This is a genomic window from Spongiactinospora gelatinilytica (assembly GCF_003236385.1).
Classification (GTDB): domain Bacteria; phylum Actinomycetota; class Actinomycetes; order Streptosporangiales; family Streptosporangiaceae; genus Spongiactinospora; species Spongiactinospora gelatinilytica.
On record NZ_POUA01000333.1, the window covers coordinates 1 to 8,717 of the forward strand.

An 8,717-nucleotide genomic window follows, 5' to 3' on the forward strand; every position below is an offset into this window, starting at 1 on the left:
GGTCGCCGGGGGCCTGGTCCGCCGTGGTGGGCTCCGTGCCGGGGGTGAACACGGAGGGCCCGCCGGGGGCGGGCGCGGCGCGTACACCGGCCGGCTCGGCCGTGCCGTACACCACGACCACCGCGCTCACCGCGGCCAGCACGCACGAGGCCGCGATGACCAGCGCCGTGAGCCGGCGCGGCCGGCGGCGCGAACGGCGTTCGGCGGGCATCGGGAACCCGGCCTTGTCCAGCCGCTCGGTGCGCTTCGCGATCGCCTCCCTGGTCTGCTCGCGGTCCGGGCTCACGCAGGTGTCGATCACCCGGCGGCGCAGCGAGAGCGGCGGGTAGGCGATCGGCACCGCCTCCAGCAGCCGCTCGGCCGACACGTGCCGGTGGCGCAGCTCGTGGCAGACCTCGCAGTCGCCGATGTGCGCGGACAGCCGCTTGCGCAGCAGCGGCGGGAGCGGGCCCTCCAGGGAGTCGACCATGGCGGAGAGGTCGGGGCAGTGCGCCCGGCCGACCCTCGCCAGCACCACCGCGGCGGCGGCCAGCTCCAGCAGGTCGCGGGCCCGGCCGAGCCCGGCCCCGATCTGGCGGGTGGTCAGGCCCAGCACGGCCGCGGCCTCGGCGTCGTCGAGGGCGTGCCGTACGGCCAGCTCCAGGACCTCCCGCTCGCCTGGGGCCAGCTCGCCGAGCACCTCGAAGACCAGATCGGCCAGCTCGGGGTCGTCGATCTCGTCTTCGGGGTCGTCGTCGTGGTCGCCGGGCACCGGGGCGCTCAGCGGCGGGGTGCCGCCGCGGCGGCGCGACCGCGCGGCGCACTGGTGGCGGGTCAGCGCGTACACCCAGGCGCGCAGCCGCCTGGAATCGCCCAGCCGGTCGGCCGCCTCGTGCGCGGTGACCAGCGCGTCGTGTACCGCCTCGGCCGCCGCCTCCGGGCGGGGGAGCTGGGAGCAGGCGTAGTCGTAGAGACGTTCGCCGTAGGCGTCGTACAGGTCGGCGGGCGCGTGCGCGTCCGCGCGCCGCAGCGCCTCGGCCAGAAGGTGGTCATCGCTACGACCGGTGTTGGGCCATCCGGGCACAGATCTTCCTCCACGCAGAACGGGCACGTCCGCGGGTGTCGTTCACCTGCCCGCGCCAGGGCCCCACGTGCGTTGGACGCCTACGTCCCGGGGGTGGGTTGTCCTGGCGAGAAATGTATGGTCCTGGCATAGCAAGAAGGCATATTCCCTGCGGAATGCCCGCCTCCATGCTGCGGGGCGGGATCAGCCCTCGCAGTGCGGGGCGCAGATGCGGCGCTTCATGCTCTCCACGAAGATCTTCCGTACCTGCAACACGTCCTTGACGATGAACAGTTCGCCGCCGGTCGCCGAGGCGATGGCGTCCATGCGCGCCCGGCCCTTGGGGGCGTCCGGGCCGAAGGCGATGATCAGGATGCTGACCGGTTTGGCCGGGTCGTACTGCTCCTTGAGCTTCCGCACGACCTCCTCGTCGGACAGGCCGCCGTCCGGGTCGTCGTTGCCCGCCCCGTCCGTGAGGACGAGAATCGTGTTGATCTTGTCGGCCCGGTAGTCCTCGGTCATCCGCTCGTAGGCGGCGGCGATCGTGTCGTTCAGGCCGGTGTCGCCGGTGGGCCGGGCCCGTACCTCCGCCAGCCTGCCGGCCAGCAGGTCCTTGCGCAGCACCCCGCCGACCTTCTCGGCGAGCGGGCCGACCGGCACCATCTCGCGGTGGTCGGTGCCCTGGCCGTCCAAGTGCGTGGAGAACTCCCAGACGCCGATCTCGCTGTCCGGCGGGAACAGCCGCAGCCCCTCGGTGCCGATCCGCGAGATCACCCGCATCCGATCGGCCCCCGCGCCCGGTACCGGCAGCGCCATCGTGCCCGACACGTCGAACAGCGCCAGCAGGCGGGTGCCCAGGTTGAGGCGCGACCACGACTGCGTGAGCGCGGCGGCGGCCTTGGCGTCCGGGGCGGCGAGCGCCTTCGGCGGCTCGGCCGCGAACCCGGCGTTCTCGGCCAGGGCCGCGCCGCCCTTCCCGTCCGGGGTGCGGAACCCGTGGTCGCGGATGACCTTCTGGCCCGCCGCGTCGCTCAACTCCGCCGCGAACCCCTTGGCCGCGCCCTTCGCGGTCGCGTCGGTGGCGGTGAAGACCAGCGGGTAGTCCAGGCTGACGGTCCCTTCCTGTGGATACAGGGGTACGACGGGGGAGGCCGGTTTCTGCCGGGTGTTGAAGTTCCAGACGCCCTGCTCGGTGGCGACGCCGACCGGCGCTCTGCGCGACTTGACGTCCAGGCTGGCCAGCAGCGACTCGGGCGAGCCCGCCAGCGACCGGGAGAGCTGCTTGAGCGCGCCGATCAGCCGGTCCTCCTTGCCGCCCGCGCGCAGCACTCCGGCGGCGGCCAGGGCCGCGCCGAGACCGGCCGCGTTCTGGCGGGGGTCCAGGGTGACCACGCGCACCTGTTTGGCCAGGCCGTCGGGGTCGGTTACGTCGGCGGCGGCGGCCACCTGCGCCCAGCTCGGCTCGCCCAGCGTGCGCCGCAGGCCCTCGACCGAGTCCCGGGAGGCGGCCAGCACGATCGGCGAGGCGGCGATCGAGTCCTCGGCCGCCGGCGGCTTCGCGCCGCGCGCCCGCATCAGGTCCAGCCACATGCGCGAGTCCGGGATCCACAGGTCCGCGTCGGTCCGGCCGGCCGTCAGGCCGCTCCCGGCGAGCGCGTTCGCCACGCTGGGCGCGGACTGCGCCTGCACGCCGACCCGCACGCACTTGCCGCCCGCGGCGGGCTTGGCGGCGTTGTACCTCTGCGCGACCGCGCTCACCGCCGGCGCGATGTCCGGCGCGGCCACCACCCGTACGGCCAGCTCACCGCCCGCGCACTCCTGGCTCTGGCCCCGGCCCTTGTCGTCGTCGCGGTTGACGATCACGAAGGCCGCCACGCCCAGCAGTACGGCGAGCGCGACGGAACCGGCGAGCGGCACGAGCACGCGCCCGGCGCTCGTCCGTCGGCGCGGCGGCCGGTATCCGTAGTCGCCCGCGCCGGAGTCGTCTGTGCGGTGGCGTCCGCCCACGGTGTCCTCTTCTTAATCCTTATTGAGCCGTTCGGTGGATGCGGGGGGACACCCTATCCAGAGACAGGTGGCGATGTTCCTGAAACCCTACTTGCTGCGCTTATTGTGGCAAAGCAGCGCTAAAGGTGCAGAAGGGCCGCCTCTAAAGGAGCAGAATCACGCGCGGGACCGCGTTCGCGTCAGGCGTGTCCGGATGGTTCAGGGGGAGCGCCGCGGCCGCGGCCGAAAACGGGAGAGGGCTGCTGACGCGGCCGGGAGCGGGCGAACACGCCGGTCAGGCACCGTGACCTCCTGTCCGCCCGCTCTCGGCCGCCGACAGCGCTAAGTACCTTACCCAGCACATCGCGTCACTGATTTTAGGCAGCGCAAAGAACCGGTTACCGCTGGACCCGTTTCCACCATGCGTCGCATGGGAGGATGCGGGGATGTTCCAGCTCGTGGAGGTGACCGACCCCGCCGATCCCCGCCTGGCCGACTACACCCGGCTGCGCGACGTCGAGTTGCGCAAGAACCTTGAGGCCGAACGCGGCCTGTTCATCGCCGAGGGGGAAAAGGTCATCAGGCGCGCGATCGCCACCGGCCATCCGGTCAAATCGGTGCTCACCACCCGGCGCAGGCTCGACGCCCTGGCCGACGCCCTGGGCGAGACCACGGTGTTCGTGGCGTCCGACGAGGTCATCCGCGACGTGGCGGGCTTCCAGGTCCACCGCGGCGCGCTCGCCGCGATGCGCCGCCTCCCGCTCCCCGCGGTCCCCGACCTGCTCGCCCCGCCCACGCGCAGCGTGGTCGTACTGGAGGATCTGGTCGACCACGGCAACGTCGGCGCCATCTTCCGCTGCGCCGCCGCGCTCGGCGTCGGCGCGATCATCCTGTCCCCCCGCTGCGCCGACCCGCTCTACCGCCGCGCGATCAAGGTCTCCATGGGCGCGGTCTTCTCCATCCCGTACGCCCGCATGGACGACTGGTACGATGGCCTGTCCCAGTTGCGCCGTTCGGGCTTCCGCACCCTTGCGCTGACCCCCGACCAGCAGGCCACCCCCCTGGCCACGATCCCCGGGGCGGGCCGGATCGCACTGCTGCTCGGCTCCGAGGGCGACGGCCTGTCCTCCCACTGGCTGAAAGAGGCCGATGAGGCCGTCTGCATCCCGATGAGCCCCGAAGCCATGTCCGCAGGCGTCGACTCCCTGAACGTCGTCGCGGCCGCCGCCATCGCCTGCCACGAACTCACCCGCTCGACGAGCTGACCGGGCCGGTTGTCATCTCTTCCGTGAGCATGAGGTGAAGTAGTTCTTCGGGGCCGCGTGCGTCGATCACGATGGACCGACCAGGGTTCCAGCAGGCGAAGGCGGAGAAGCCGCGACGCCATGGCGACCACATGATCAACCAGCCGGGGTTCCGCCGCTGGAGGGTGGCGGCGAGCGCACGCCCCTCGGTATCGCGTATCACCACGGCCCTTCCTCGCCGCTCTGGTGAGGAAGAACGTCGAGTTCGCACCAGACCGCCTTGCCGCCCTCGTCCAGGTGGACGTCCCAGCGGTCGGCGTACGTCTCGACGATCAACAGTCCGTGCCCGTTCTCGTCACCGGGACGGGGCCGCCGCCGTACAGGGAGGTGGTCCACGTCCCGATGGCGAACCTCGATCCGGAGCGTGTCCCCCCTGACATCACCAGGACCGTGACGTGAGCGCCGCCGGTATGTGCATGCTTGATGGCATTCGCCACCAGTTCGGTCACCAACAGGTCCGTCCGCCACTTCAGATGGTCGAGATCCCATTCGCCGAGCGCCTGCCGCACCCGCTCCCGCGCCTCGGGAACGGACGGGGCGATCGGCAGCAGCGTGCGGCTCCATGACAAGGTCTCACTGTCATGGCCGGTCAGTTGGCTGGTCATGGTTCCGTAGGTAACGCCCTCCCATAGCCCGCGCTCCACAGCACAACCGTGCGGGATCTGGCGCACCAATGTGGCATTGACCTGCGGACCAGTGCGTCCGGCAGGGATACTCCGACGAAGGTTCCTGTCAGCCTCGCGGGAGGAATCGCACCATGTCAGGACGTCGGCAACGGCTCATCCAGCGCCGCAAGACGCTGGGCTTCTCGCAGGAGGAGCTGGCGCACGCACTCGGTGTCGAACGCTCGACGGTCGTGCGCTGGGAGAGTGGAGAACGCGAACCGCGTCCTTGGCACCGGCCCAAGCTTGCCGCCGTCCTCCGGGTGTCGCTCGAAGATGTGGACGCGTACCTCGCCTGCCAGGCCGACGAGCGGCCCGAAGCCGAACGACTCGCCCGCGCGCTTGCTGAACCGGCGGCCGTGGACCTGGTCACGGCGGCCCATCGGGCCGAACGCGTACAGCACCTCACCGCCGAGTACGACTCGTCGCCCTCGACCTCCCTCATCGCCGACGCGGGCCGCTGCCACAGTCAGGTGGCACTCCTGCGCGCCTCCGCGCCGAACCGGCGTATCCGCCGTGAGCTGTGCACATCCGCCGCCGAGTCGGCGACTCTCATGGGCCGGCTCGTGTGGGACGCGTCGCAAAGGCGGGATCACGCCGTGCCGGTACGGTACTTCGACCAGGCCATCGACGCCGCCCGCGAGGCCGGGGACCCGATGCTCGAAGCGCACGCCCAACTCCGAAAAGGCTTCGTGGCCCTGTACGGCACGAAGAACGTCCGGGAAGGGCTCCGTCTTTGCGAGGAGACGGTGACCGCCGGCCGTTCCCCGGGCAACGTGCTCACCGGCCTCGGGCTCTTGCACGTCGGCGAGGCGTACGCGATGTTGGGGGAGAGACGGGACTGTGAGAAGGCCCTCGGCGCGGCGGAGGACACCCTTGCCCGCCTCGGCAGAGACGATGAAGCCCGTCACCTGTTCTCGCCGAGCCAGTTCGGCCGTCTGGCGGGGTCCTGCTACCTGTTTCTCGGCCTGAACGACAAGGCCGAACGGATTTTGGCCGCGTCGGCGCGTCAACCGGTTCGTGGGAAGAAGTCGCAGGCGATCGTACTGGGCAACCTGGCACTCGCCCGCCTGCGGCAAGGCAGGGCAGAGGAGGCATGCGGTCCCCTGCACGAGGCCATCGACCTCATCGAGGCGACGCGTGGTGGTGGCGGGTTCAACATCGCGTTCACGGCGGGCCGGGAGTTGTCGCCGTGGCGTCATGAGCGGTGGGCTCAGGAGGTCGGCGATCGTCTGTTCTGCTTGATGGCAGCGTGATGAACTGACCATATGAGCCTCGGCGACGACAAGAACGCGGTCCGCGAACGCGTCTGGTGGGCACTGATCGATGCCGGGGTCTCCCGTCCGACCCACGCGGCCACATCCCCCGGTTCACCGGCTCGGACAAGGCCGCTGAGCGCCTGGCCACCACGGACGCATGGCGGCTGGCGCGTACGGTCAAGGCCAATCCCGACTCCGCGCAACTCCCCGTCCGGGCGCGTGCCCTGGCCGAAGGGAAGATCCTCTACATGGCGGTCCCGAAGATCGCCACCATCGAGCCGTTCTATCTCATCGACCCCGCGCATTCCACGCTTCCGCCCGACCAGGCCGCCTCGAGCCGCACTGCCGCGAAGGCGAGCCCACGAGTCGGTCCGGAGCGGATGCTTCCGATCGATCTGGTCGTGTGCGGGTCCGTGGCAGTCGACCGGCAGGGCGTACGCCTCGGCAAGGGCGCCGGCTACTCCGACATCGAAGTGGCCCTCCTCATCGAGGAGGGCCTGGTCACCGACGCGACGGTGATCGTCACAACGGTTCACCCACTTCAGGTCGTCGACGAGCCGCTACCCGAAGGCGGGCACGACTTCCGGGTGGACATGATTCTCACGGAAAAAGACATCATCATGTGCCCGCGTGTACCGCGCCCGCACGGGCTGAACTGGTCCACTATGCCCGCCGACAAGATCGCCGCCATCCCCATCCTCGCCGCGCGCCGCCAAGGGCTACACGGGTGACTACTAGATGGAATCCACTTGGGCGAGAGCATCCCCTAGGCTATGCAGCCGGAGCGCGGTTGTAGCGGGCTTCTCAGCGGCACGATAACGGTCGCCTTCCTTGATCACGGCGCGAACGAGAGACGAGGTCAGGAGGTCCAGTGCTCGCTTGATCTGGGTAATATCCGGCTGTACGACCGCATCGTTCCGAAGAGTGCTGTAGATGACCTCTATCGGTAGCGCGCCCCGAATACACGGTCTATATTGGTCGCCTCATTGTAGAGAACCCGGAAGACTCCAGCGAGAAGCTCTATTTCACCGGAAGTACGGTCCCATGCTTCCTGAAGAAGCTCTTGTGCATCGCCCGAAAAGAGCGCGGACAACTCTGCGGGGGAAAGCGGAGCACGGATCTGCTTACGTACGGCCTCGGCAAGCTCTCGAACGCCGGACGCACCTACAGTTGCTCTAGGAGGCGGTGGAGCGTCGCAGGGGACTCCTCCCAACCGCCGGGCACTGCGGGTAACGAACCGGCTCGTGCTCTCCATGGAAGGAGGGGAGGGGGTAACAGTGGGTCGCGTAACATATCGGGAGCGTATAGCCCACAGTCGGCGCTTGGGGTACAAAGTCGGGGGGGCTTTACCGGCTGTCCGGATGGCAAATGCCGTGGGTGCCGCCGTGATGTGATCGCCGTGCGTAGGGGGTGAGGGGCCGCCCCGAGCGCCCGGGGCGGCCCCTCACGTTCGCGTCAGCGGCCCTGGAGGGACTTGACGTTGTTGCCGAAGGACCAGCTCTTGGAGCCGTCCCAGTTGATGGACCAGGTCATCAGGCCCTTGAGCTGGCCGTTGAAGGCGTTCCACGCCTGACTGACCAGGCCGGGGCTCATGTAGCCGCCGCCCGCGCCGGGCTGGGCCGGGAGGCCGGGGACCTGCTTGTCGTAGGGAACCTTGATCGTGGTGCCCTGGATGGTGAGGCCGTTGTTCAGGCAGGTGGTCTGGACGGTGAAGCCCTGCACGGTGCCGGCCGAGTAGGAGTCGCCGGAGCAGCCGTACATGCTGCCGTTGTAGTACTGCATGTTCAGCCACCACAGGCGGCCGTTGTCGGCGTACTTCTTGATGATCGGCAGGTACGCGCCCCAGATCGAGCCGTAGGTGACGCTGCCGCCGGTGACGTACGCCGTCTCCGGGGCCATGGTCAGGCCGAAGTTGGACGGCATCTGGGCGAGCACGCCGTCGATGATCCGGATGAGGTTGGACTGCGAGGCCGACAACTGGTTGATGTTGCCGCTGCCGGTGAGGCCGGTCTCGATGTCGATGTCGATGCCGTCGAAGTTGTACTTCTTCAGGATCGGCACGACCGTCTGGACGAAGCGGTCGGCGACGGAGGCGGAGCTGAGGTCGATGCCGGCCGTCGCGCCGCCGATGGACATCAGGATCGTGGCGCCCGCGGCCTTGGCCGCGCACATCTCGGCCGGGGTGGCGACCTTGACGGTAACGTCCATGCCGTCCTCCCACAGCACGGTGCCGTCGGAGCGGATCACCGGGAAGGCGGCGTTGATCACGTTGTAGCCGCGCTGGGCGATCACGGGATTGTTGATCGGAGTCCAGCCGAACGGCGGGTGGACGCCGTTGATCGCGCCGTCCCAGTTCTCCCAGTAGCCCTGGAGGACCTTGCCCGCGGGGCGGCTCTTGACCGGGCAGGTGGCGTCGCCGGTGGGCGTGACCGTCGGGGTCACGGTGGGGGTCACGGTCGGGGTG

The 8,717-nt window shown here is 69.7% G+C and carries 8 protein-coding genes; 3 read left to right on the forward strand and 5 right to left on the reverse strand.

Annotation, left to right across the window (positions count from 1 at the left end; translation table 11 throughout):
- The coding region (locus tag C1I98_RS30450) for an RNA polymerase sigma factor (RefSeq protein ID WP_111170831.1) at positions 1-1,063 on the reverse strand (1,063 nt) is incomplete at its 3' end.
- 183 nt (positions 1,064-1,246) lie between these two features.
- Complete coding sequence (locus tag C1I98_RS30455) at positions 1,247-3,049, reverse strand: substrate-binding domain-containing protein (RefSeq protein ID WP_233508321.1); 1,803 nt, start codon at positions 3,047-3,049, stop codon at positions 1,247-1,249.
- Positions 3,050-3,474: 425 nt separating this feature from the next.
- Between C1I98_RS30455 and C1I98_RS30460 the strand changes: the two genes are divergently transcribed.
- Entirely contained in the window at positions 3,475-4,293 is an 819-nt protein-coding gene (locus C1I98_RS30460; RefSeq protein ID WP_111170832.1) for a TrmH family RNA methyltransferase, read from the forward strand.
- On the opposite strand, the gene C1I98_RS40780 is transcribed toward C1I98_RS30460, so the two are convergent.
- Positions 4,274-4,498, reverse strand: coding sequence for a hypothetical protein (locus C1I98_RS40780; RefSeq protein WP_146607725.1), 225 nt, complete (start codon positions 4,496-4,498; stop codon positions 4,274-4,276). The two genes, C1I98_RS30460 and C1I98_RS40780, sit on opposite strands and share 20 nt — an antisense overlap.
- A gap of 106 nt (positions 4,499-4,604) precedes the next feature.
- Positions 4,605-4,976 carry an ATP-binding protein gene (locus C1I98_RS30465; RefSeq protein ID WP_146607727.1) on the reverse strand — a complete coding sequence of 124 codons (372 nt, stop codon included), beginning with the start codon at positions 4,974-4,976 and terminating at the stop codon, positions 4,605-4,607.
- Positions 4,977-5,089: 113 nt separating this feature from the next.
- On the opposite strand from C1I98_RS30465, the gene C1I98_RS30470 reads away from it, so the two are divergent.
- Both C1I98_RS30470 and C1I98_RS30475 read left to right on the forward strand, forming a co-directional pair.
- Positions 5,090-6,250: a helix-turn-helix transcriptional regulator gene (locus tag C1I98_RS30470; RefSeq protein WP_111170834.1), complete on the forward strand. Its 1,161-nt coding sequence runs from the start codon at positions 5,090-5,092 to the stop codon at positions 6,248-6,250.
- 56 nt (positions 6,251-6,306) lie between these two features.
- Positions 6,307-6,984 (forward strand): 5-formyltetrahydrofolate cyclo-ligase, encoded by a 678-nt coding sequence (locus C1I98_RS30475; protein ID WP_233508322.1) that lies wholly within the window; start codon positions 6,307-6,309, stop codon positions 6,982-6,984.
- 724 nt (positions 6,985-7,708) lie between these two features.
- Here the strand turns inward: C1I98_RS30475 and C1I98_RS30480 are convergent.
- On the reverse strand, positions 7,709-8,717 hold a 1,009-nt coding region (locus C1I98_RS30480; RefSeq protein ID WP_111170836.1), incomplete at its 5' end, for a chitinase.